Annotated in this window: 24 protein-coding genes; 20 read left to right on the top strand and 4 right to left on the bottom strand. The window is 39.0% G+C overall.

All coding sequences use genetic code 11. The features are described from left to right. Positions 1-55: 55 nt before the first annotated feature. Entirely contained in the window at positions 56-3,562 is a 3,507-nt protein-coding gene (locus tag CWD91_RS16815) for a PVC-type heme-binding CxxCH protein (protein ID WP_205164653.1), read from the bottom strand. A 194-nt stretch (positions 3,563-3,756) separates the two neighbouring features. Between CWD91_RS16815 and CWD91_RS16810 the strand changes: the two genes are divergently transcribed. The 6 genes from CWD91_RS16810 to rpiA all read left to right on the top strand — a co-directional run bounded on the left by CWD91_RS16810 (position 3,757) and on the right by rpiA (position 9,953). Next, a complete protein-coding gene (locus CWD91_RS16810; protein ID WP_103442193.1) occupies positions 3,757-4,623 on the top strand; it encodes an AraC family transcriptional regulator in 867 nt (288 codons plus the stop codon). An 86-nt stretch (positions 4,624-4,709) separates the two neighbouring features. Next, positions 4,710-6,266, top strand: a complete 1,557-nt coding sequence (locus CWD91_RS16805) for an NAD(P)/FAD-dependent oxidoreductase (protein WP_103442127.1) — start codon at positions 4,710-4,712, stop codon at positions 6,264-6,266. A gap of 69 nt (positions 6,267-6,335) precedes the next feature. After that, positions 6,336-7,610, top strand: coding sequence for a DEAD/DEAH box helicase (locus CWD91_RS16800; protein ID WP_103442126.1), 1,275 nt, complete (start codon positions 6,336-6,338; stop codon positions 7,608-7,610). Between the two features lie 129 nt (positions 7,611-7,739). After that, positions 7,740-8,582, top strand: coding sequence for an endonuclease/exonuclease/phosphatase family protein (locus tag CWD91_RS16795; protein WP_103442125.1), 843 nt, complete (start codon positions 7,740-7,742; stop codon positions 8,580-8,582). Between the two features lie 8 nt (positions 8,583-8,590). Beyond that, positions 8,591-9,202, top strand: coding sequence for an FMN-binding negative transcriptional regulator (locus tag CWD91_RS16790; RefSeq protein WP_103442124.1), 612 nt, complete (start codon positions 8,591-8,593; stop codon positions 9,200-9,202). Positions 9,203-9,245: 43 nt separating this feature from the next. Next, complete coding sequence (rpiA, locus tag CWD91_RS16785; protein ID WP_103442123.1) at positions 9,246-9,953, top strand: ribose-5-phosphate isomerase RpiA; 708 nt, start codon at positions 9,246-9,248, stop codon at positions 9,951-9,953. Between the two features lie 94 nt (positions 9,954-10,047). Here the strand turns inward: rpiA and CWD91_RS16780 are convergent, their stop codons facing one another. The 3 genes from CWD91_RS16780 to CWD91_RS16770 form a co-directional block, all read right to left on the bottom strand. Continuing rightward, positions 10,048-10,836 (bottom strand): hypothetical protein, encoded by a 789-nt coding sequence (locus CWD91_RS16780; RefSeq protein WP_192877687.1) that lies wholly within the window; start codon positions 10,834-10,836, stop codon positions 10,048-10,050. 215 nt (positions 10,837-11,051) lie between these two features. Next, the gene (locus CWD91_RS16775) at positions 11,052-11,786 is read right to left on the bottom strand and encodes a response regulator (protein ID WP_103442122.1); all 735 of its coding nucleotides are present in this window, start codon (positions 11,784-11,786) and stop codon (positions 11,052-11,054) included. Positions 11,787-11,788: 2 nt separating this feature from the next. Next, a complete protein-coding gene (locus CWD91_RS16770) occupies positions 11,789-13,741 on the bottom strand; it encodes a histidine kinase dimerization/phosphoacceptor domain -containing protein (protein WP_103442121.1) in 1,953 nt (650 codons plus the stop codon). Positions 13,742-13,925: 184 nt separating this feature from the next. Here CWD91_RS16770 and CWD91_RS16765 point away from each other — a divergent pair, with 184 nt between their 5' ends. The 14 genes from CWD91_RS16765 (at position 13,926) to CWD91_RS16705 (ending at position 25,215) form a co-directional block, all read left to right on the top strand. Further along, positions 13,926-14,465 (top strand): ester cyclase, encoded by a 540-nt coding sequence (locus CWD91_RS16765; protein WP_103442120.1) that lies wholly within the window; start codon positions 13,926-13,928, stop codon positions 14,463-14,465. Positions 14,466-14,527: 62 nt separating this feature from the next. Next, the gene (locus CWD91_RS16760; protein WP_103442119.1) at positions 14,528-15,295 is read left to right on the top strand and encodes a hypothetical protein; all 768 of its coding nucleotides are present in this window, start codon (positions 14,528-14,530) and stop codon (positions 15,293-15,295) included. A gap of 41 nt (positions 15,296-15,336) precedes the next feature. Next, a complete protein-coding gene (locus tag CWD91_RS16755; protein ID WP_103442118.1) occupies positions 15,337-16,104 on the top strand; it encodes a hypothetical protein in 768 nt (255 codons plus the stop codon). A 167-nt stretch (positions 16,105-16,271) separates the two neighbouring features. Further along, positions 16,272-17,075 carry a hypothetical protein gene (locus CWD91_RS16750; protein ID WP_103442117.1) on the top strand — a complete coding sequence of 268 codons (804 nt, stop codon included), beginning with the start codon at positions 16,272-16,274 and terminating at the stop codon, positions 17,073-17,075. A gap of 163 nt (positions 17,076-17,238) precedes the next feature. Next, positions 17,239-17,673: a hypothetical protein gene (locus CWD91_RS16745; RefSeq protein ID WP_157943824.1), complete on the top strand. Its 435-nt coding sequence runs from the start codon at positions 17,239-17,241 to the stop codon at positions 17,671-17,673. Between the two features lie 59 nt (positions 17,674-17,732). After that, complete coding sequence (locus CWD91_RS16740) at positions 17,733-18,653, top strand: ester cyclase (protein ID WP_103442115.1); 921 nt, start codon at positions 17,733-17,735, stop codon at positions 18,651-18,653. Positions 18,654-18,726: 73 nt separating this feature from the next. Beyond that, complete coding sequence (locus CWD91_RS16735; protein WP_103442114.1) at positions 18,727-19,623, top strand: dioxygenase family protein; 897 nt, start codon at positions 18,727-18,729, stop codon at positions 19,621-19,623. A gap of 257 nt (positions 19,624-19,880) precedes the next feature. Continuing rightward, complete coding sequence (locus CWD91_RS16730; RefSeq protein ID WP_157943823.1) at positions 19,881-20,351, top strand: YybH family protein; 471 nt, start codon at positions 19,881-19,883, stop codon at positions 20,349-20,351. Between the two features lie 61 nt (positions 20,352-20,412). Further along, positions 20,413-20,544, top strand: a complete 132-nt coding sequence (locus tag CWD91_RS23090) for a hypothetical protein (protein ID WP_262509689.1) — start codon at positions 20,413-20,415, stop codon at positions 20,542-20,544. Between the two features lie 17 nt (positions 20,545-20,561). Beyond that, positions 20,562-21,440 carry an SDR family oxidoreductase gene (locus CWD91_RS16725; RefSeq protein ID WP_103442112.1) on the top strand — a complete coding sequence of 293 codons (879 nt, stop codon included), beginning with the start codon at positions 20,562-20,564 and terminating at the stop codon, positions 21,438-21,440. Between the two features lie 18 nt (positions 21,441-21,458). Further along, positions 21,459-22,004, top strand: a complete 546-nt coding sequence (locus CWD91_RS16720; protein ID WP_103442111.1) for an acyl-CoA thioesterase — start codon at positions 21,459-21,461, stop codon at positions 22,002-22,004. A gap of 12 nt (positions 22,005-22,016) precedes the next feature. After that, positions 22,017-23,054, top strand: a complete 1,038-nt coding sequence (locus tag CWD91_RS16715; protein WP_103442110.1) for a methyltransferase — start codon at positions 22,017-22,019, stop codon at positions 23,052-23,054. Between the two features lie 6 nt (positions 23,055-23,060). After that, positions 23,061-24,071 carry a methyltransferase gene (locus tag CWD91_RS16710; RefSeq protein WP_103442109.1) on the top strand — a complete coding sequence of 337 codons (1,011 nt, stop codon included), beginning with the start codon at positions 23,061-23,063 and terminating at the stop codon, positions 24,069-24,071. A 94-nt stretch (positions 24,072-24,165) separates the two neighbouring features. Continuing rightward, positions 24,166-25,215, top strand: a complete 1,050-nt coding sequence (locus CWD91_RS16705) for a proline iminopeptidase-family hydrolase (RefSeq protein ID WP_103442108.1) — start codon at positions 24,166-24,168, stop codon at positions 25,213-25,215. The last annotated feature ends 16 nt before the right edge of the window (positions 25,216-25,231 follow it).

The raw sequence follows: 25,231 nt of genomic DNA, 5'->3' as shown, positions 1-25,231 counted from the left end.
TTAATTGCTTACTTTACAATTGTATACATTATAAATACAGTGGTCATTGTACCGTCTATTTGGCCTTTACCACCTTCATAACACCCTGCATTATTCGCCAATGTCCGGGAAAGGTGCAGATAAAGGGATAATCACCTGGTTCTTGGGGAGCTATGAATTTTAACACAACCTTTTCTTCAGGGTTTATGATGGCAGTGGCAAAAAGCACCTCAGGCATGTCTGGAACATAATTTTTCTCTGCACCATTGGGGTCCATTGCCAATTTATCTGCGGCCATGCCTACTTTTTCCTTTTCACCAGGTTTGGTTATAATAAGGTTGTGCTGCATAAAATCCGTATTCTCAAAAACCAGCTCAACAGCCTTTCCCGCTTCTACCACAAATTCGGTTATGTCGTACTTCATTTCGTTTTTAATAGTCTTGATATTAACAACAATGGCATTCGAACCACTATCCAAACTATTATCCTCACCAAATTCAACATCGTTGATATAGGTTTCTACCAAGAGTTCCGCTAGCGACTTATCGGCAAATAGGTTCTTAACAGATTTGGCAATATCCAACTCAACTTCATATTTCCAATCCCCTGCCAAGGCGATATTGTTTTGGCCATACTTTAAAAACATTTGCTCTTTTTTGCCCCAAATTCCACCTCCGCCACCAGTATCCTCTACCCGGACGGCAATGGAATTACTACCAGCTTTCAATACTCCTGATGGAATCTGATATACTCTATTGGCCTGATAATCTTTCTCTGTTCCTCCAACCAACTTACCATTAATATAAACCTTATCGGAATCGTCTATAGGGCCTAAAGAAATAGTGCCAGACTTTGCAGCAACATTGGCAGGAACATCAACACTTTTACGGAACCAAATAATACCATCCATCTGCAATCCAGCATCTTCTATAAGCTGTGGAAGGAGCATTGTTTCCCACTTGGAATCGTCGAGATCCATTACTTGTCTATGTTTTCTATCTGATGATCCAATTTCAAAATTAGGATTGGAGGCCATGAATGCAGTGATAAATCCTTGATGGTGTCTGCTCCCCGCCACATAAAGTGCCTTTGCCAACCAATCATCGGCAACAACCTCTTCGTTTTTACTCAACTCAAACAATTGCCTTCCAATTTCTACATTGGATTCCCTTTCGGAAAAATATAAAAGTGCTGCCAATTGTACCTCAGGGTCTTTGTCCTTCAATATGTTGGATTTTAACAGCAAGGCATCTATTGTTTCGTTTTTCGGCAAGATCTGAATGGCGGCTTTTCTAACCGCTCCTGATGGATGCTTTAAGGCGGTCTTGACCACTTCCATTGCCTCGGCATTGGAAGAAACAACACCAAGTCCATCCAAAGTCCATAAACCATGCAATGCTCCGGGATTAAGTCCCAATGCGTCCACTTGGGTATTCCCGACCAATTTGATAAGATCTGGCACGACCTCAGTATTTCCGTTTTCAACCAATAAACGCTGGGCGGTCATTCGCCAAAACATATTATCATTGGTTAGGGCCTTTACCAAACCTTTTGAATCATCCTTATTCAAGGTAACGGATATTTTGTCTACGGCATCTTTGGGCAAAATGCGCCAAATACGCCCCTTAGACTTATCGCGTAACGGGTTTTCGTAAGCATTCCCCAGTCCGTTGACGGCATCATATCCTCCTCTATCTGCGTTTGGGGTCGGGTTGTGCTGAATTATAAAATTATACCAGTCCAATACCCAAACTGCACCGTCGGGCCCTACTTTGGCCTCTACCGGGGAAACCCATTCATCCGAACTGGCCATTAAATTGCCCCCATCCTTTTCTATATATCCGGCTCCGTCCTTTTCAATTTTGGCAATATGAACTACCCCGCCCGTTGGTTCGCAAACAAAGGCATAGGTATTCCAATATTGTTTTGGAAAGTTTCGGGCGGTGTAAAAATGGTGTCCTGCGGCAGCTGTAAAGCCCCCAAAAACATCAACCTGTCTTATGTTTTGTGTAATGGGCAACATGGCGTAATGACCATCTATTTTTGTACTTCCCTTAAGTGAAACCCCCACCACATCTTTCAAATTCTTATTGGGTATCCCCATAAAAACACTATGGGTATTGTTGGCGGTGGATGCAAAAATGGAATTATCCTCGGTAATCCCCAATCCCCATGTATTGTTACTCGTATTGGTCAGAAATTCAAAATTGCCAAAGTCGCTGTTGAAACGATATATGCCTTGACCAAATTCGAAATTTTCATTGGAAATAGTCCCTTTAAAACCTGAATACCCAACAACCCCGTAGATATCATTGTCAATTCCCCTCTGAAGGTTCGATGGTCCGGCGTGGGTATCAAAAACACCCCAACCATTAATGGCTATTTCCTTTACATCCGCTTTGTCATCACCATCAGTATCCTTCAAAAACAAGAAATATGGCGCTTGGGAAACCAAAATTCCCCCATTCACAAAGGTAAAACTGGTAGGTATATTTAATTTATCGGCGAAGACTGTAAACTTATCGGCTTTTCCATCCCCGTCCGTGTCTTCGCAAATTTTTATTCTGTCATCTCCAGAGCCTTTGTCGTCGCGTACTGTATTGGGATAGTCAACGGTCTCTATAACCCAAAGTCTACCTTTCTCATCCCAGTTCATTGCTATCGGGTTAATAATGTTTGGCTCGGAAGCAAATAGCTCCAACTTAAACCCAGTTGGGACCTGGATTAATTTAGCAGATTCTTGCGGGGACAAAGGCAACTGATATTTGGGCGCAGGATCTCTTTTCTCATAATTGGGAATGTTGGCCATTTCTTTATAACTCAGACTTGGTATGTCTTTAGAAAATTCCTCCCAGTTCTTTTTAACTTGATCACTTACCGCCCAAAGAATACCTTCTTTAATAAGATTTTGAAATCCGGGTTTGCTCCAAGTTCTTTCATCATGTCCGTAAGCTGTATAGAATACCTTCCCTTTGCCAAATTGCTTTACCCAAGTCCATGGTTCATGATGTTCTCCATCCTCCCTCTCCATCAACACGGTAATATCATCGGCAAACTTATCATGGATATAGGTTTCATCCCAAGTCGAGAACTCTTCCGCGGCCTGCATTATAGGGTGCGACTTATCAATAATTTTGGCCGTAAAGGTATCCGTACCATGTGATTTGAATTGCCCTCCTACCAAATTCACATATTCTTCAGACTCGTGAAAACAGAAGCTCGCACAATGAATAGGGATAAATGCATGACCTTCGGCAACATAGTCCAACAATGCCCTCTCCTGTTCTGGAAACCTACTTTCATGATTGGCATAAATTATTAGCCCGTCGTAAAGATCCAAATTTTCCGGATTTAGGTCTTCTACATCCTCCGTATAGGTAATATTTATACCACTTTGCGTCAGGGCTGAGGCTAATATAGGCATGTAGACCCTGGAATTATGGTGCTCTAGGGCATGGCCTAGGAACAACATTTCTATACGTCTGGGTTGATCGTCCTTCTTTTTCTTTTGGGAAGAATTACAAGCCGCTAGGGTTACAATGACTATTAGCCAACAGAATAAACGTGCCATTATGGTTTTCATGATAAAATTATATTTGTGTACAACAATGATAACTATTAAACAGGCACAAAGAATACTATATGTTATCCAAAGTTGACTACATTATATCATAAGATTGGATTTATACATATATTTACAGATAAAAAACTACAATATATTGACTTCATACTAAAAACCTGTTGTTCGTTTTTAATCAATTCAATCTTTATTCCAAAGTGAAATCAGCCTTACAAAAATCGCCCATTCCAAACTCCCACGCCTTTGTAGCCAAAATATTGCGACAACCCAACTTTGATCCTATTTGGCATTTTCACCCCGAATATCAACTATTTATGGTCTTGAAAGGCAGTGGCACGCGTTTTATTGGCGATCATGTAAAGCATTTTAAAGAGGGGGACATCACTTTTACCGGTCCCAATTTACCGCATATGTGGCGCAGTGACAATGAAGGTATGACAGTAGAGCAGAATTTATGGTCAGAGGGAATCGTGGTATACTTTCACGAGGATTTTATTGGTAACAGTCTATTGCAAAAAGAAGAAATGATTAAACTTAGGCAATTGTTTCAAAAGAGCCTGAGAGGGCTGGATATTAACGGCAAAACAGCCAATTCCATTGGCACTATGTTGAGCAATCTTTTACATCTTGAAGGCATGGACAGTGTTTTGGAATTGTTCAAAATACTAAACTGCCTTTCCAACACAACGGAAACTAACATATTGGCCAGTCCCGGCTATACCAACTCATTAAAAGAAGGGGATACGGAAAGAATGAATAATGTACACGCCTACGTAATGAAGAATTTCAGAGGAAAAATAGAGTTGGACACTGTGGCTTCCTTGGCCAATATGACCCCTACCTCGTTCAGCCGATATTTTAAAATCCATGCCAATAAGACCTTTTCCGAATTTATAAGTGAGATCAGGATTGGCTATGCCTGTAAACTCTTGATCGAAGAAAAAATGAATATCGGTCAGGCCTGTTATGAAAGTGGCTTTCAAACCTTATCCAATTTCAACAAACAGTTTAAGGCGATTACCAAAAGAACCCCCATGTCCTATAAAAAAGAATACAAAGTTTAACCAAACATGAATCCAGGAGCCTGCCCTATAATTTTTCGAATAAATAAATAAATAAATAATTACTTTAATTAAAGTAATTTTGCGCTATGGTAAGAAACATTCAGCTTAGGACCACCTTATTGGAAGAATCCGTAGAAGATATCCTAAAAAAGAAAGCTGCAAAATATTTGGGAACTTCCGTACAGGAAATTTCAACGATAAAAGTGCTTCGAAAATCTATCGATGCCCGGAAATCTACCATATATTTCAATTACAAGGTTTCAGTTTATATCAATCAAACTGCACCAAAAAATAATGAGTACAGCTTTGAGTACAAAGATGTTTCCAAAGCCAAAAAAATACACATTATAGGTTTTGGACCTGCAGGCATGTATGCCGCTTTGCGCTGCATAGAATTGGGGTATAGACCCATCGTCTTGGAAAGGGGGAAAAATGTTAAGGATCGTAGGCGCGACCTAAAGGCCATTAACAGGGATCATATTGTAAACGAAGACTCCAATTACTGCTTTGGTGAAGGAGGTGCTGGCACCTATTCCGATGGTAAACTTTACACCCGAAGCCTTAAAAGAGGCGATGTTCGAAGAATATTCGAAAATTTGGTCTTTCACGGCGCTACTGAACAGATCCTAATAGATGCACACCCACATATAGGCACCAACAAATTACCCAAATTGGTGCAGAATATTAGGGAGACCATAATTAAACATGGAGGGGAAATACACTTTCAAACCAAGGTTGTCGATTTTAAGATTCTTAATAACACCATCAAAGGAATTGTTTTGGAGGATGGCAGCGAAATGCCCACGGACAGGGTTATTTTGGCCACGGGCCATTCGGCAAGGGATATATACTATTTGTTGAACAACAAAAAAATTGCCATTCAGGCCAAATCATTCGCTATGGGTGTCCGTGTAGAACATCCTCAACATATTATAGATAGTATTCAATACCACTGTTCAGGAGAACGCAACGAGTTGCTTCCGGCTGCTTCCTATAGTCTTGTTGAACAGGTAAAGGATAGAGGGGTATATTCGTTTTGCATGTGCCCTGGAGGGTTTATAGTTCCCGCAGCAACAGCTCCAGGAGAAGTAGTCGTCAACGGCATGTCGCCCTCCAAGCGCAATAACTTATTTGCTAATTCGGGCATTGTAGTTGAGATAAATGTGGATATGGATATTCATAAATATGAACACTATGGGGCATTGAAAGGGTTGGAATACCAAAAGGATTTGGAGCGATTGGCTTTTACCTCGGGTGGACGAAACCAAACCGCTCCTGCACAACGACTTACAGATTTCGTGGAAGGAAAACTGTCCAACGATCTAAATCCGACTTCCTATCAACCTGGCCTTAAATCAGCACCCTTACATTCACTTTTACCCAAAATGATCGGTAGTAGACTGCGTTCAGGTTTCACTGCCTTTGGAGAAAAAATGAAAGGTTATTACACTTCAGAGGCCAATATTGTGGGAGTGGAATCCAGAACCTCTTCGCCCGTAAACATCCCAAGAAAAGAAAATTTGGAACATCCTGAAATCCAGGGACTATTTCCCTGTGGTGAGGGTGGTGGCTACGCTGGCGGTATAGTATCGGCCGCCATGGACGGTGAACGCTGTGCTGAAGCCGCGGCTGCCGGTCTCTAGGTCTATTTATTGATTTAAACGGTTTATCCAAACTAATCCCCTACCTTTGCCGCTTATTTTACATACTACATGACATTCAAAGACTTAGGTATTATAGAGCCTATCCTAAAAGCCCTAACGGCAGAAGGCTACTCAATTCCAACTCCAATACAAGAACAGTCCATCCCCATATTACTTAAGGGCAAGGACCTATTGGGTTGCGCTCAAACCGGAACCGGTAAAACAGCGGCATTTTCCATCCCCATCATTCAGCAAATGGTGATGGATCGGGAAACCAATCAACAACAACGAAAAATTAGGACCTTGGTCGTTACCCCAACAAGGGAATTGGCCATCCAGATCGGGGAAAGTTTTACCTCATACTCTAGATTTACAGGAATAAGAAACACCGTAATTTTCGGAGGCATTAAGCAGGGAAGGCAAACAGATGCCCTTAGAAAGGGAGTGGATGTGGTTATAGCCACCCCAGGAAGGTTGTTGGATTTAATGAACCAGGGGTTTATTTCCTTAAGGGATGTGAAGTACGCCGTATTGGATGAGGCCGACCAGATGTTGGACATGGGCTTTATCCACGATATTAAAAAGATAATTGCCAAACTACCAACAAATAGGCAATCGCTATTCTTTTCGGCCACCATGCCACCGGCTATAGTGGAACTATCCAAAAAAATCTTGGGCGATTTTGACCGTGTCACCATAAAACCGCAACAGGCCACTGCCGAAAAAGTAGAACAAGGTGTCTATTTTGTCTCCAAAAAAAATAAGCCAAACTTATTGATCCATCTTTTGGAAAAAGATCCAAATGATTCGGCCCTTGTTTTTTCACGGACCAAGCATGGCGCCAATAAAATTGTAAAACAATTGGCCAAGGCCGATATAAAAGCCGATGCCATTCACGGCAATAAGTCACAGAATGCAAGACAAAAGGCATTGGGTGATTTTAAGGATGGGGAATTAAAGGTGCTTATTGCAACGGATATTGCCGCCAGGGGAATAGATGTTGAGGAACTTTCCTTGGTTATCAATTACGACTTGCCCAATGTTCCTGAGACTTATGTACATCGTATAGGTAGAACAGGTAGGGCCAGTGCCAGTGGGGTTGCATTATCCTTCTGTGATGCTGAAGAAAGGCCTTATCTAAAAGATATACAAAAACTTATAAACCAGCAGGTTCCCGTAATAAAGGACCATCCATTCGTGGATGACGGATCTGAAGAGGTGCCGTTGGAAGAAAAAAAACATCACAATAACAGGCAAAAACCAAGAACGGGGCATTCCAATTCCAGAGGAGGCAGAACCAACAACCACAATAGGAGCAGGAACAACAGGCCAAAGAGAGATTGATATTTATAGATTAGCCCGCTTTTTGCAATATGATTTGGTGATATAAATCTCCGATAATTAGCAGGTATTTAAAAAATTCAAGATATTTATTCTTTTAAATCAATCCATTTTTAAAAGAATAAATATCACATGAAAAATTTAGTTACTGCAACAGTAATAGGTTTGGTCCTTTTTATTATCCCAATTTCCTCATCGTCCCAAACTACGAACATCATCAGTTATAACATTAAATATGACAATACTGGTGATACGATCAACAATTGGAACGACCGTAAAGCGTCCCTGGCGAAACTAATTCAGCATTATAAGGCCGATATTATAGGTATTCAGGAGGGGTTGCACAATCAGGTGGACTTCTTAAATACGGCCTTGGCCGGATATGCCTATGTGGGCGTTGGTAGGGACGACGGTCAACAAAAAGGGGAATACTCGGCAATTTTCTATAATTCCAAGAAATTTAATGTATTGAAAACGAATACCTTTTGGCTATCCGAAACGCCGGAAAAAGTATCGGTAGGATGGGATGCCTCCATGGAGCGAATCTGCTCCTATGCCCTATTTCAAAATGTAAAGTCCAAAAAACAATTCTGGGTCTTCAACACCCATTTCGATCATCGAGGAATGCAGGCTAGGGTCAACTCCGCTCAACTCATTTATAAAAAAATAAATGAAATTAACACCTCCAAATTACCTGTAATCCTTATGGGCGATTTAAATTTAACCCCTGACACCGAGCCCATTCAATACTTAAAAAAGAATCTGACGGATGCCATGGAAATATCAAAAAAACCTTTCTACGGTCCTATCGGCACCTTCAATGGATTTGATCAGGACCGAATTATGCAAAATAGAATAGACTACTTCTTTGTGAAAAATGTTGACGTCCTGTCCTATAGCCATATTGATGACAGAATGCCCAATAACAAGCATATTTCTGATCATTTGCCGATTTTAATGACCATTGCCAATTAATTGATAATATGTACACCCCTTCACATTATAAAAATGAAGACTTTAAAGAAGTAAAGGAATTCATAAAACATAATAGTTTTGGAATATTGGTGAACCAAATCAATGGGCGGCCATGGGCCACACACATTCCCCTGGAGTTGGATTTGGATGGGGAAGGAAAGGACATTTTGGTGGGGCATATCTCAAAAGCAAATCCTCAATGGAAGGCCTTTAGGAATAATGAAGAGGTCCTAACCATCTTTAATGGCCCACATAGCTATGTCTCCTCATCTTGGTATAAGGAAGAGGAAGTACCCACCTGGAACTATATTGCTGTTCATGTGTACGGAAAAATAAAAATAATGGAGGAAGCTGCCGTCCTTGCCTCCCTTCATAAATTAGTGGACAAATACGAAAAAGGCTCTACCAATCCCATTTCCATAAATGATTTATCCAAGAATACCATGAAGCAGATAAAGGGTATTGTAGGGTTCCAAATCAGTATTACTGATATTCAAGCTACCTATAAATTGTCTCAAACAAGGCCACAGGACCATCCAAAAATAATGGAGGAACTACAGAAAACCAATAATCCTGGTTCCTTGGCTATTGCCAGTTGCATGAAACATTTAAAAAGGTAAACCCTAAGGTATTTTTATTCTTCGCATTCAAAAATAGTGATACATGAGCCTAGATCAAGAAAAACAAATAGCTGCCAAGGAAGCGGTGAAATATATTAAAAGTGGCATGACTGTGGGATTGGGAACAGGTTCTACTGCAGCCCATATGGTTAATGAATTGGGAAAACTTGTTTTAAACGGACTTAAAATAGTTGGAGTGCCCTCCTCGGAAAGTACTAAAAAATTGGCATCGGAAAAGGGAATACCACTTATCACCTTGGAAAATGCCAATGCAATTGACGTCTATATTGATGGAGCCGATGAATTTGACCCCTATATGCAACTTATAAAAGGTGGTGGAGGTGCTTTGTTAAGGGAGAAAATATTGACCTATAATTCCGATTTGGTCATAATCATTGCCGATTCACAAAAGGAGGTAAAAAGGTTGGGCGCTTTTAAACTTCCCGTAGAAACCATTCCGTTGGCCACCCAAAAAATAGAGCAGTTGCTAAAAAAAATGGGACTTCAACCTAATTTAAGACTAAAAGATGGTAAAAATTTTATCACGGATGAAGGTAATTATATTCTTGACCTTAACATTGCGCATATAACGAATATTCCCTCGTTGGAAAGCAACCTTAAGCAAATTCCAGGTATTGTAGAAACGGGCCTATTCTTGGATATGGCCGATATTATTATTGTGGGTCAAGGACAAACCGTCATAACAATAAAAAAAAAAAAAGGTTTAAACTATTTGATGAAACGCCATTGAGGACGACTAGACTTTCTTGACCACCATAAATGGAAGAACCTGTAAGGTTGCCTTACAGGTTCTTCCATTTTATAAAGAATAAAAAGGAAGATTGTTAACGTGCTTTTCTGATCAATTTGGCCATATAAACATATTTCATGTCCCTTAACCCAATACCTTCTTCCATAGCTTTGGTTGATGCAGGGGTTGCGCCCTCTGCCCAATTAATATTTTGGTTCAGCGCCTGCTTATAATCCTTGAACATACTTACAGTCATGTGGGAAGCATAGGTATCACTACCTATTGGGCTAATAAAGCGTACTAAACCCCAATTTGCCTTTCCACCAGCATCTACAACTTTTTGGTGAATGGGTTGAAAGATTTTCATCTCTGCCTTTTCATATGAATCGTAATTCATTAAGTCTACCTTCATTAAATCCATTTGGGCCACGGTACCCAAAGACATGTTGAACTCCCCTTTGGTAGTGGCAATTTCTTCTGCAAATATTCTTACCGCCAAATCCCTTGTAGCCGAGGAATGGTTTAATTTTTTATTTAGATCGGCTTCAGTCATCCCAGGATAGGCCGCTTTGGCCCTGTCCATTAGATTTGCCCAACTGCTACCGTCCATCATCTTAACCGGATCGTTATAAAGGGAAACGGTCAAGTACTGAAAGCCCTGTTGCTCTCCCCCTGGGCTAAGCGCCCATAGGTCCCAGCCGATAATATCACCTGCTTTTACGCGTTGCAGTTGAATTTTTTCCCAAAACTCTTCCGTGGCGTTATATTCCATTTCCTGTTCATTGTCCACTTGCATAAATTCAAATACCAGAAACAGTTTTTCTTGAGCAATAGTTAAATTGCCCATTAATAACAATGCGAATAGAATCAATTTTTTTTTCATGATCATAAAGTGTTATTGGTTAGTACTGATTATTAGGATCATGAATTATTATACAAAATCACAACCCAAATTAGAATCTAATAATTGGTTATCTTAAACCCAATTGGGTGTTATTTTAACCAAATAATTTCATAATAATCAAGTAGTTAGGACGAATGGAAGTTATTTTTGTCCGTAGGCAGGTTTAAAATTACCAAAGCATTAAACTAATTATATCAAATAGTATGCAAGTGTTTGAGAAGATGTTCTTTAAATGATTTACTTATAGGAATAACTTTTCTATTAATCTCCAAATGGTTATCGGCAACCACATCCAATTTGGCAATGTTGACCATATAGGATCTATGCACCCTAATAAACATATGGCTTTTAATTTCCTTTTCTACAATTTTAAGGGTTGTGCTGATCAAGTAGTTCCCGCTTGATGTTATGATATTACTGTAATTTCTATCGGCCTCTATATAAAGAATTTCGTCTAGCAGTAGTTTTACCATTCGTCCGTTATGTCTAACGAAAATTCTGTCTGCCATAAGCTCGAAATGTTCGGAGATTTCTTTGCTCTTCGTATTATTTTCATGTATTTGATCTACGACCAAGGCAATTGTCCGCTGCAAATCCAAATTATTAAAAGGTTTTGAAATAAAGGCATAAGGGTGTGTAGCTTTAGCCTTGGCAAAAGTAGCTTCATCGCTATTTGCCGTAAGATATATTATGGGAATCCTTTTGGATTTATGAATCTCAATTGCTGCTTCAATTCCATTAATGGATCCTTTCAGGTTAATATCCAATAATATGATATCAGGGGTGTTTGCCCTAGCGTGTAAAATGGCCTCCTCTCCCCTAGTTTCAATGCCTGTGACTTCATAACCTAAATTGGAGAGTTGTACAGATATATTCGCAGCGATAATCATATCATCCTCAACAATTAAAATACGAGTCTTGTGGATCATAATCAGGCTGCTTTGTGATGTTGAAATTCAAATGAAACTGTTGTGCCCTTCTTTTGGCGAAGCACCATTTTACCATCCAATTGCTTGGTTAAAAGTGCTATCAACTGAGTGCCAAACCCCGTTCCTTTAGCCCTATTTCCATTCTTGATACCAATACCGTTGTCGTTGACTTTTAGTTCTAAATGATCTGACTTCTGAATGAGTCCAATAGTAATAGTTCCTTTAATGTTATTGGGAAAAGCATATTTTAAGGAATTTGTAATCAACTCGTTGATTATTAATCCTATTGGCGTTGCTATATCAACATTTAGTTCGATTTCCTCCATATCATAAACCATGTTGATTCTTTGTCCGGCACCATAGGAGTGTAGCACATAATCTCCTAATATTTTAAAATAATTCCTCATCTCTATGCTCGCCAAATTTTTTCCCTGATATAAATTTTGATGTATCATACTCATACTCTGAATCCGATTTTGGATTTGGTGCATGTTTTCCTTTATTTTTTTATCGTCTATATGCGTAGATTGTAGCGATAGCAAACTGGATACCACCTCCAGATTATTCTTTACCCGGTGATGAATCTCCTTTATCAGGAATTCTTTTTCTTTATTTTGATGTTGCAGTAATACATTCTTTCTTCGATTATTTTTAATGGCTACAACTCCCAAGACCAAAAGAAAAAAAAGCAATCCGGTAATAATCGAAGTTAAGATTTGGTTGCTCTGTTGCTTTTTTATTGTTCCTCGCTGTAAAAGAATGGTATCCTCCTTTTGAGCAACTTCAAATTCCGTTTGTAACAAAGCAATCCGATGATCGGATTCTGCTGTGAAGATTTCCTTTTTTAACCCGTCATATTTTGAAAACGCTTTGTAGGCCTCCATATAGTTATGGTCCCCAGCGTAAGCTTTTCCCAAGGCTTCGTATGCCTGACTCAAATAAAATTCATCCCCAAAATCATCAGTCGCCACATCAAGTGATTTTTCAAGACTTTCTATGGCATTTTTATATTTCCCCTGTAGATTCTGCATTTTTCCAATAGATAGCAAAGAACGCATCAGCATAAATTGGTTCTCCAACAATTGGGCATATTTAACAGCATTATTTCCCGCATTTTCAGCTTTCTTGTAATTATTTAAATAGGCATATAAATCCACAAGTGAGATATAAACATCACTTAAATTATTATAAAATCCGTAGCGTTCTCCTATGGCCAAGGAATGCTCAAAATATTTTAGTGCCTCCTCATGCCTATTCAATTTAAGATAGTTGTTGGCAACAACATAAAGGGTGAAATCATAATCCAGATCAATAATCCCACGTTCTTCAAAGAGGACTACGGATTTAATACCATATTTTAATCCTTTATCATATTTGGCCTGTTTCCATAAAATATTACTCAAGTCGCTATAAGCAAGTGCAATCGCTTTTTTGTCATTTTGCTCCTCCCCCAATCTCAGCGCTTCCATCGCATAATCGGCAGCCCTATCCAATTGCCCCCGGCGTTCATAAACATACCCCAATTGTGTATTTAAAAAGGCAAGGTCCGTGGTCAACACCTTACTTTTGGCATTTTCCAACACTGCTTGGGCACTATCCAATTTCTCCATCCGCAAAAGGATAGCCCCTTGGGTAATCTGAAATCGGCCATGCCATAAACTATTTTCCTTTTCAAGGGTATGCTCCAATCCCAACTTGGTATATTTTAAGGCCCTTATTAGATTCCGGGTATGCCAATAATAGGCAAGATCGTTTAGGATCTCAAATTTTAAGGTATCCGTTGGAGCGTCTTCATAAAATTTCTCCAAATGTTCCAGATAGGAAGCTCCAAAATTATCGGTATCCACAAACACCTTTTGATAAGGAATCTGCCTATCAAAATTTATGAGTTGACCGGATAACAATGAACTAAAGAAAACAGTAAAGTAAATTGCTATGTAGTGGTGTTTACCCATTTTTTAAAACTATGATATACTTTAAAAAGCCGGGGTTCTTAAATATACGAATATTATTTGCATAAATCATAGGGTAATTAAAACCACCTGTTCGGACAAAAAATCAAGCCCTCCGTCCTAAATGAATTGATTATCAATCTAAAAACCAATTAATTAGTTTAGGGTATGGAGTTATTTAATTGTCATGAAATCATCAATAATACTTTTTACGTTTATGTTTATAGGTTGTATTTCTTGCAAAAACGACCCAAAACCTCTGGGCAATGGCGCTATTTTAGAAAATGATGATAATCAATTGGTTACTAAAAAAAGTAAGCTCGAATCCTCTATTGACGCCTATCTGAACATTAGGGATGAAGAAGAAATAAATGACTTGGTTACCGACAATTTTATAAGAAATATGAACGGAATTCCCGTGGTTACCAATAAATCGGAATTAAAAGCCAGAATAAGCCTATATACTACCGGATTCCCCGACCATAATATTTCGTTGAGCAATAGTAATATATGCGAAAATCAGGGCTATGTAAATTGGGTCTTTAATGGAACCCACACAGGACAATTTGCCGATGTTATTGCTACAGGGAAAAAAGTTAAAATAAACGGATTTTCACATCTGTATTTTAATGAAGAAGGGCAAATATATCAAGAGGATATCTTTTATAATGAATTGGAGTTTTTGCAACAATTGGGATATTCCCTAGTGGCACCAATTCTTGAATAATGTAGTAGTTAAATGCTCCCTCCACAATAGAAAAAAGTATAAACCATTAAAAAATAAATGTCATGAGAACACTAGGGAATAATTTAATTACAGCTACCCTCTGTTTGTTTTGGCTAGGGATGGGTTTTGCCCAGGGCAATGACCAATCCCAAGCTTATTGGGTGCATGAGGATGTAGTAAAACCAAGTATGGTAACGCAATATGAAACAGTTTGCAAAGAACTTACCGAAAATTTAAAAAAACACAATATCAAGGGTCTGAGTGTAATAGTGTCGAATACTGTAGATAACCGTTACATGTGGATAAGTCCAATTAGTTCCATAGCGGATGTGGACCGTCCGATATTCCAGACATTATCCGAAAAAATGGGCCCGGAAAACATGACGGCCATGTTTAACAAAATGAACAAGTGCTATGATATTGAACACGATTACGTAATTCAAATGGACAAGGAATTGTCCTACATGCCCAGCGGAATTACTCAAACCCCTGAAGGGCAGGATTATCGAAAATTTCATTATTACTATTATACACCGGGAAACGCTGCAGCTGTTAAGGAAAATGCCCAGGCCATAAAAAAATTATTTCAGGACAAGGGGTCTAAACTACATTATCGGGTATACCACAGTGGCTTTGGAAACAGAGGCGCCTACTATATGGTAGCCATTGCTGCCAAAGACGCTGCAGATTACGCCAACAAAATTACCGAGAACAATACGTTAATGGGGCCGGAATGGCAAAGCACCTTTAGTAATTTTATGGGGAGCTTGATAGAATATGAGTTGGTTGAAGGACGGATGAGACCCGATATGGCCTATTCCCCAAAATAAGGAATATTAAAATCAACATTATAAACTAAAACTTTAAAATTATGAAAAGCTTAAATCAATTATTTGTTATTGTATTATTGGTACTGTTGGCTCCTTGCCTGGCATTGGCCCAAGCGGAGAAAAATCAAGCCTATTATATCCACGAAGACCAGGTTAAACCTTCCATGATTCAAAAATACAACGAGGTATCCAAGGATTTTATGGAAGCATGTAAAAAACATAAGCTTGAAGGTGCTAGCTGGCAAGTAGCCTCAACCTCTACAGGTAGGTATTTTAATATTTCACCCATTGAGAATATGGCGGATCTGGACAAGAACGTAATGGCACCATTGGCAGAAAAAATGGGAGAAGAAGCCTTCAAAGAACTATTTAAAAGGTATAACGAATGTTACGACAAGCATGGCGATTATATTATTTATCTGAATAAAGAACTTACATATATGCCCGAAGGCATCAGTACTACTACCGAGGGTCAAAACTATAGAAAATGGCATTTTCTAAACGTTACACCAAGCAATATTCAGAATCTAAAGGGTAAACTTAAGGAGCTAAAAGCATTATACACAAAAAAAGGATCCAAAGAATATTATCGAATTTATCACAATGGATTTGGAAGTATGGGCGATTACTATCTCGCTGTAATTTCGGCAGTAGACGCCGAGGACTACGCTAAAAAATCCAAAGAAAATGATGCATTATTGGGCGAAGAAGGAAAAAAACTTTTCGGTGAACTCTTTGGTTATGTACTAAAATACGAAACAGAGTCTGGTGAAATGCATCCTGACCTTGCATATACGCCATCAAATTAAATTCACAAACAGGTATGCACTAGGTTTCAAAGAACCCTTAGGGTAAAAAGTAATTTGAAATTTTCAATTTGAATTAGCACTTTTTAAAAGAAAATATACCAAACCATTGCTATAACCTTCATGCCTGTTTTTTAAACAAAAAAAAAGTAACAACTAAATCGAACATAATGAAAACAACAATTCATTGCATGGTTAAATTAGTAAAAGTACTGCTGATCTTTGTTTTTCTTTTCAGTTTTAAACTGAATGCCCAAGATGATGGGAACAAGGGCATAAGTATATATCAGTATAGACAGGTAGCACCCGATCAAATGGAGGAATTCATTTCCAGGGAAACCAAATATTGGAGCAAAGTGGCTGAAAATGCCTTAACCAAAGGGAATCTAATTTTTTGGGGGTTGTTGCAGAAAGTGGGTGGTTTTGACGAGCCCAACTCCCCCAATATCCTATTTATCAACACCTATAAGGATATTGACGCAATGGAGAGTATCTGGGATCCATCTGGAGTTTGGCCCAATGTTCCGATGGATCAAATGGATACTTTTTCTATGAGTAAAGTGATCAACACCATATTTGTTAAGCCCGCGGTATGGGTAAAGGCCAGTAATGCCATTCCGGAGAACGATTATAATTTTGTTAAAATAATTTATCACAATGCCTCTAACCCAGGGAATTTAATCGCACTGGAAGAAAAGCATTGGGGTCCTTTTATTCAATCTGCAATGAATAGTGGTAAAACGAAACAGAAGGCCTGGGGAAATGCAAGGATACTGTCCCCCTCCGGTCCCAAAATGCAGGCTAATACAATTTCTTTTGACCTTTATTCCAGCTTAAAGGAAGCATTAGATCCCACCTGGGATCAGAATGCGGTATTTCCAACAGACGGTCTTACCGAGATTGGGAATCTGGAAATTGATCAGAGAATCAGTTATGTCTACCGGATTGTAAAAGTAGTAGCTCCGCCGGAGTAATGGCATCATTCCCAAATAGGCTTGTAAGCCTTACTTGTAAAAAGTTAAAATGAGGTCAATTTAATTTCAACGAAAAATTCACTTCCAATTTTCTAACTACGTCAAAATAAGTATCCAATTAGACCAAAAAAAGAATTCAATAAACAACAAAAACTCTAGAATTATGAAAACAATGAAATCAATTATCGGAGCCCTAATCGTTATTGCCCTATTTATCCCAACTTCTGCATCTGCACAGGAGGGACATTATTATACAGTAACCACCTGGACGCTTAGTATACCAGAAAATGGATCCAGGGCAGAGCTCAATGCCCATTTAAAGGAATTTTCTGAAAAAATAACCTTCAAAAACGATAAGGTTATCAGTGAAAAAGTGTTCCACCATATATCGGGTGCCGACTTACGGGATTTGGTTGTTATTAGTGAGTATGCCAATTGGAACGATATAGATGCCGCATCCAATAAGCAGAATGAATTGATGAAAACTGCGTGGCCCAAGGAAGAAGAGCGCATGGCCTTTATGAAATCGTGGAACAAGTACGTGGTAACCCATTCTGACGAGATATATCAAGAAATTCCGGAATTAACCAAAAAATAGTACTAAACCTAACGGGAAATATAATTCCGTTAGGTACAATCAAATAAAACAAAAGCATCATGAGAAAAATACTAATTATTGGGCTGGCTATGGCTTTTATAACGGCCTGTCAAGAAAAGGCTCCACAACGGTATACTCAAAGTTCTCCTGAAATTAATACCGTCAAGAAATTGATCGGTAATTACAATAATAAAACCTATGACACCAGTATCTATGCAGATACCTCCAAGACATATTACAATAGCAAGGATACCCCTTTAACACCTGATGAGGTTATTACCTATCACAAAGAAAGGGATTTGGCCTACTCAAATAGAAGTTTCCTTGATAAGGACCAAGAATTGGAAATGGTGCTCACCGATGATGGAGAAACATGGGTAAATTGTTGGTTGGACTGGCAAGGTACACTTGCCGGAAATGGTCAAGTGGTCAAGATTCCCATACACTTAACATATCGTTTCGCAGATGGTAAAATTGTTCGTGAAGTTGGAATGTGGGATCCCACAGAAGTGGTTCTTGCCCTCCAAGAAATGGAAATGAAAAATAGCATGTCCGCAGATGAAAAGGTTATTCAGGCTACTATAGGCAATGTTACCAAAGCTTGGAACACCAACGATAAGGAATTGATGTATGCCAATTTGGCCAAAAATATTATAAGGACAGCCAACGGAGCTACTATTGCAAAAAAACAATCCGATTATGGAGATTTTATGGATGTCTATCACGGGGCTTTTCCTGACTTTAAAGTAAGCTTGGACAAAACGGTAATTGATGGCAATAAGGCCTATCTAAACTGGACATGTACGGGTACCAACAAGGGAGAATTTATGGGAAATACACCTACCAATAAAAAAATTGAAACCCACGGATTTAGTGTCTGGCTGTTCGACGCTAAAGGAACAGCAGTTCGGGAAGACGCATTTTATGACAATCTTGTTGTATATGAACAGTTGGGCTACACAATGCCTAGTCTTAAGTAAGAAACATTAACCTATTCTAATTGTAATTTATCATAACAAATAAAAGCACAATAATTTTAAATCAATTACATAAATGGAAAGAAGAACTTTTGTTAGTAATGTGGCTTTGTGTGCAATTGCAATAAGTACCTCAGGTTTCATTCGATTTGATGGTTACAGTTATGTTGGGGATTGTGAAACTACAACCGATATATTGGGGCCATTTTATAGACCCAATAGTCCATTGCGCAATAATCTATCTATCATGGGTGAATTGGGAGAGTCTATTGAACTAGTCGGAAAAATAAATCACAACGACTGTACCACCCCATACCACAAAGCCAAAATAGAACTATGGCATTGCGATGCACAGGGAGTTTACGATAACGCATCCCAAGATTATCGTTATCGTGGAACTACCTATTCGGATTTAAATGGCAAATATTCCTTCAATACAATTCTACCGGTTCCATATGACGTAGGTGAGGGAACCATTCGGCCAGCACATTTTCATTTGATGATATCGGCCGCCGGCTATCAGCCCATGGTAACGCAACTCTATTTTGTTGGTGATGACTATTTAGACAAAGACGAATCTTCTTCATCCCCATCTGCCAAAAAAAGGATCTTGAGTGTTGAACAATTGACCAATGGTGGCAAAAAAGTTTTGTTTGATGTAAATATGTCCCAAAACTTGAGCCCGGAATCCGCTGCCATTGATAAATTGGCTGGAGTTTATACCGACAATAATAATATTACAAAAATGGTCTTCTTCAATAAGGACAATTCCCTCTGGAGAAAAAACGAACTTTTCGGGGTCAATTTTAATTATATAGGGGACAATACCTTTACCCTTCCTGGTGTTGACCCTGAACTTAAATTGAGCTATCATTTTGAAATTTTATCCTTAAACACCACTAAATTGACCATTTCCCAATTAAACCATAATGGAAAAAAACAGATTCAAGTACTAACTAAAGAAAAAAAATAATCCATGGTACCATAGGATATTATGAATCCTAAATGGACTATAGCCAAAGATTCATCAAAGAAAAAAAATGTTGCTTTTGGCACACCCTAAGCAGGTAGTACCTTCTAGGGGTCAGAGATTGGCCGGTATCAGGGCATTTGTTTTAATACCCAGCCCTGGCTCTTATAATGCAATCCTGTCTTGGGTTCGCCCATAAAGTAACAATTGCAATTAGAACTCAAGATGAGTCCTTAATTAATTATTTAAGAAATTTTATCATGAAAAAATTAAGTATCACAGCAGTATTGCTTTTTATTATATCAGGCTGTAACCAACAGACCCTAATAGATCAGAATGCGGAAGGTGAAAAACTTATGGAATTAAGCCGTCAATGGGCCAAATCAGAGTCCAATGAGGAATATTTGGGCTATTGGGCAGAGGATGCACTTTTTAAAGCTCCCAATGAACCGGTTCTAAGAGGAACCTCGGAAATTTCCAAGATGCTGGAGCGAGATTCCCAACTCCCCGGTTTTGAGATAGATTGGGAACCCCAGGAAGCCTTCGTTTCCAAAAGTGGGGATTTGGGCTATTTGATCGAGAACCTTAGAGTTAGTATGAACGATTCCTTGGGAAACAAAATGCACTTCTACAATAAAGTGGTAACCATTTGGAAAAAGCATGAGGATGGCACTTGGAAAAATGTAGTCGATTTTGCCAGCGCCGATCCTTCGATAAAATCCTTGAAATAATGGCCTTGAAAAAGCCGAATACCTTTTTAGGACTTTTCAAGACACAAATGACCCTAATTCCGTGGTTTTAGTTTTTGAGGAAGCGGACATGGATAAGCCTGGAGCCATTATCAATGACCCCAAGTACAAGTCCATTAAAAATAAACATACCGTATTGGAACCTATTATTATTTCAATGCAGCTAATCTTATAAATTTGGAGCGATATATTATGAAAACAGTACTAATAACAGGAACTAGTAAGGGCATTGGCCGTGAAACCGCCCTCGCGTTCGGACGGGCCGGTTATAAAGTATTCGCGACCATGCGAAATCCAGAAAACGATATAGCCTTAAGACAATTCATAAAGGACGAATCATTGGAAATTATCATTTCTAAAATGGATGTCGATTCCGATGCATCTGTTAAACAATGTATTACGGATATTCTTAATAAGAATAGCAACATAGATATCCTGGTGAACAATGCAGGAATTGAGCGACATGGTTCCATCGAAGAACTGGGTATGGAAGATTTTAAAGCCATAATGGAAACCAATTATTTTGGGGTGATTAGATGCGTCAAATCTGTACTGCCACAAATGCGAAAAAATAGAAAAGGTACTATTATTAATGTTGCTTCGGTGGCAGGGAAGATTGCAAATAGCCCATTAGGGGCCTACGCAGCCAGCAAATTTGCCCTGGAGGCATTGAGTGAAGCCTTGGCAGGCGAAGTAAAACCATTTAATATAAGGGTTGCCATTGTTGAACCGGGAATTATCAATACTCAAATGGCCAAAAATATCAGTATCGGTGACACTTCTATTTATCCACATTCCAAACGTTTTGCAGGTTTGTTTGCAGCATCGTTGGAAAATCCTACACATCCGTCATTGGTCGCCGATAAAATTCTGGAAATCGCGGAAAGAGGATCCTGGCAATTGCGCCATCCCATAGGTCCAGATGCACAGCCATTTTTGGAGTGGCGAACAACAATGTCCGATGAGGAATGGATTGACTGGAATGCCGCCAACGATTCTGATTGGTACAATGCGGTGGAAAACACCTTTGGTTTGAATGCCCGACATGACAAATCAAAATCAATTCACTAATCCACGAGTTGCACAACTATGGTCTATTATTGGATACATCTTTTTTATATTTTTATTTGCTCAAAATTATTTTGGAAGGAAGTTGATCTAACCTCGAATCAAGCTAGAAAACGAAGGGTAAGTATTTTGGATTGCGACACTTTTAGATATATGTCCAATGCCAAATACGCATATTATATGGACTTCATCCGCTTTGAAAAAATGTTTCGGTCAAAACTATTTGAGAATACCGTAAAAAAAGGGATGTATGCCGTTTTAGGGTCTCAAAAAATCATCTACAAAAGACCTTTAAAAATGTGGTCAACTTTCAAGATCACCCTTATCCTGGAAGGATGGGATGACAAATGGGTATATCACAGTCAAGTTTTTGAACAAAATAACCAAGTATGTGCCATTGGCTATACAAAAGCCGCATTTTGGAAAGACAAAAAGGCACAGGATTTAGAAATGATATTTAAAAATTGTGGTGTTAAAATTAATGAAATGAAAATTTCAGCAGAAATACATGACATATTTAGTAATGATTACCAACTTTTAAAAAATACAACTGACATATTAATCTAAATACTTTGTAACATGGAAACAGCAGAAAAAATAACATTGGACCCTTCAAAAATTATGCAGGTCGGTACCGGATTTTTCGGAACCAAAACCTTACTAACGGCAGTAAACATGGAACTTTTTACCATTCTGGCCAAACGGGAATTATCAGGCAATGAAATTCAAACCAGACTTAGTCTCCACTCACGAAGCCTATATGATTTTTTGGATGCTTTGGTAGCCATGGGCTTTTTAAAAAGAAAAGGAATAAAGGAAAGTGCTGTTTACAGCAATGCGGAAGATTCGGATTTCTTTCTGGACAAGAACAAACCTAGCTATATAGGTGGGATTTTGGAAATGTGCAACAACCGTTTGTACCCTTTTTGGAACGATTTGGAGGATGGACTAAAAACGGGGCTGCCTCAAAACGAAACCAAAAATGGTGGGGAACCTATTTTTGAAGCGGTTTATGCAGATCCAAAAAAACTTCGGGAATTTGTTGGAGCTATGGCCGGCGTACAAATGGGGAATTTTATGGAATTTGCCAAAGTATTTGATTTTTCGAAATACAAAACCCTGTGCGATATTGGTGGGGCGGGAGGATTTTTGGCGGCTCACGTTTCCATGAACAGTAAACATATGCAATGTTCATCCATGGATCTGCCCCAAGTTGAGCCAATTGCAAAGGAAAATGTACTAAATATGGGTTTAAAGGATAAGGTGAAAATTATTTCAGGGGATTTCTTTACCGATGATTTTCCGAAATCGGATGTGATCACAATGGGCAACATCTTACATGACTGGGGCACCAAGGATAAAAAGATGCTTATCAAAAAGGCATACGACGCCCTACCTAAAGGAGGCGCTTTTGTTGTAATAGAAAATATTATAGACAACGACAGGAGTAAAAATGCCTTTGGACTTTTAATGTCCTTGAACATGCTTATAGAGACGGCTGAAGGTTATGACTTCTCTGCTTCCGATTTTAGCAAAATGGCAATTGAGGCAGGATTTAAATCAACTTCAATAATGCCATTGAAAGGGCCTACAAGTGCAGCCATCGCCATAAAATAATTTCAAATGGAAAACAATCTACCACCCAATATCGCTATTACCCAAATGATCTTTGGATACGTAACCACCAAGGCCATCCATGTCGCGGCTAAACTAAATATAGCGGACCTAATCACCTCCCATGGTCCCATGGACGGCTCCGAGTTGGCTCGCCTAACAGGTGCCAATGCCGAGGCTATTTTCCGACTTTTACGTGCCCTGGCCAGTTCGGGAATCTTCATTGAAAATGAAAACGGAAAGTTTTCACTTACTCCATTGGCAGAATGCCTTAAGGAAGATAGCCCAACCAGTGTAAAAGCCATGGCCCTTTCGGCCGGAAGTCTATTTTATAAAACCTACACTGAATTTCTGTATGCCGTTCAGAATGGCGGTGGTGGATGGGTAAAGGCTCTAGGGTCTCCTCCTTTTGAATATCTACGTGACCATCCGGAGGAAGGAAAAATTTTTGATCGTATGATGACAGATATTCACGGAGGTGAAACACAACCCATGGTCGAAAATTATGATTTTTCCGTTTTTAAAACGGTCATAGATATTGGTGGAGGCAATGGCGATGTAATTTCAGCAGTACTTAATAAAAATCCGGAAACTAAAGGTGTTTTGTTCGATTTGCCCGAGGTTATTCAAAGGTCTACAGAAAATATATTGGCAAGCGGACTTAAAGTGCGATGCAAACTGGCGTCCGGAAATTTTTTCGAATCCGTAACAAGCGGTGGGGATGCCTATATCTTGAGGCACATTATTCACGACTGGAGTGATGAAGATACAGTTCGCATACTAACGAATTGCAGAAAGGCCATGAACCCAGGAGGAAAAATATTGGTGGTTGAAGCAGTGATTCCAAATGGCAATGACCCTCACCCTTTTAAGTGGTTAGACCTTACAATGCTCATGATAGGAGGAAAAGAACGGACCAAAGAACAATTTGCCCAGGTTTTTACGAAGTCAGGGTTAGAACTCACGAGGATAATACCCATTACCCCGGCTATATGTATAGTCGAGGGAGAAGTGAATTGAACTTGTTTTAATAAATAATTATCTTTAGTAAGCTATGCCCCATTATGGTGCTGGGCAATATGTATCTCTGCCAATATAAAAACATACTACAGCTATGAAAACCTTATTTCTTTACACAAACATTTTTCTTGTTTTTTTAGTGTCCTGTGCGGAAAAACAACAATCAAAAATGGAAACGGAGCCTACATCCACTTATCTGGATTACTCCAACAGCGAAGATCAATTTACCGGCGGGATTAATATGATTGATATCAATACCCCTAAAGGCACTTTTAAGGTATGGACCAAACGGGTAGGCAACAATCCCAAAATGAAGGTATTGTTACTTCATGGTGGTCCAGGGGGTACCCACGAATTTTTTGAATGTTTTGATGGATATTTACCAAAAGAAGAAATTGAATATATTTATTACGATCAATTGGACTCCTATTATAGCGATAAGCCCAATGACTCCACTCTTTGGACCACAGATCATTTTGTGGAGGAAGTGGAACAAGTTAGAAAAGCCCTAAACCTAAATAAAGATAATTTTTATCTCCTAGGGCAATCTTGGGGCGGTATCCTGGGAATGGAGTACGCATTAAAATATCAGGATAATTTAAAAGGACTAATTATTTCCAATATGATGGCCAGCATCCCGGAATATGAGAAATATGCTGCGGAAGTTCTTGGTCCAAAATTGGCTCCCGAGGTCTACACGGAAATAAAGGATATGGAGGCCAATAACGATTTTGAAAATCCCAGATATTCTGAATTGGTAACCCAGCATTACTATACGGAACACTTTTTAAGAATGCCTTTGGATAAATGGCCAGAATCCATACACAGGGCCATGGGCCACCTCAACCCCAATATTTATGTATTCATGCAGGGATATAGTGAATTTGGGGTAACAGGAAATGCCTCTTTAAAGGGCTGGGATGTATCCGAGAGATTAAAAACAATAAATGTCCCTACTTTGGTTATCGGGGCAACACACGATACCATGGATCCCAAATACATGGAATGGATGTCCCAAGAATTGCCAAAGGCCAGATTTTTATTATGTCCAAATGGCAGCCATTTATCGCAATACGATGACCAAAAAACCTATTTCAATGGATTGATAAAATTTATTCAAGATGTTGACAACCAAACCTTTTGAACCAATAAAACATAGT

Source organism: Arenibacter hampyeongensis, assembly GCF_002909255.1.
Taxonomy (GTDB): domain Bacteria; phylum Bacteroidota; class Bacteroidia; order Flavobacteriales; family Flavobacteriaceae; genus Arenibacter; species Arenibacter hampyeongensis.
This window is presented reverse-complemented; position numbering and strand designations above follow the sequence as displayed.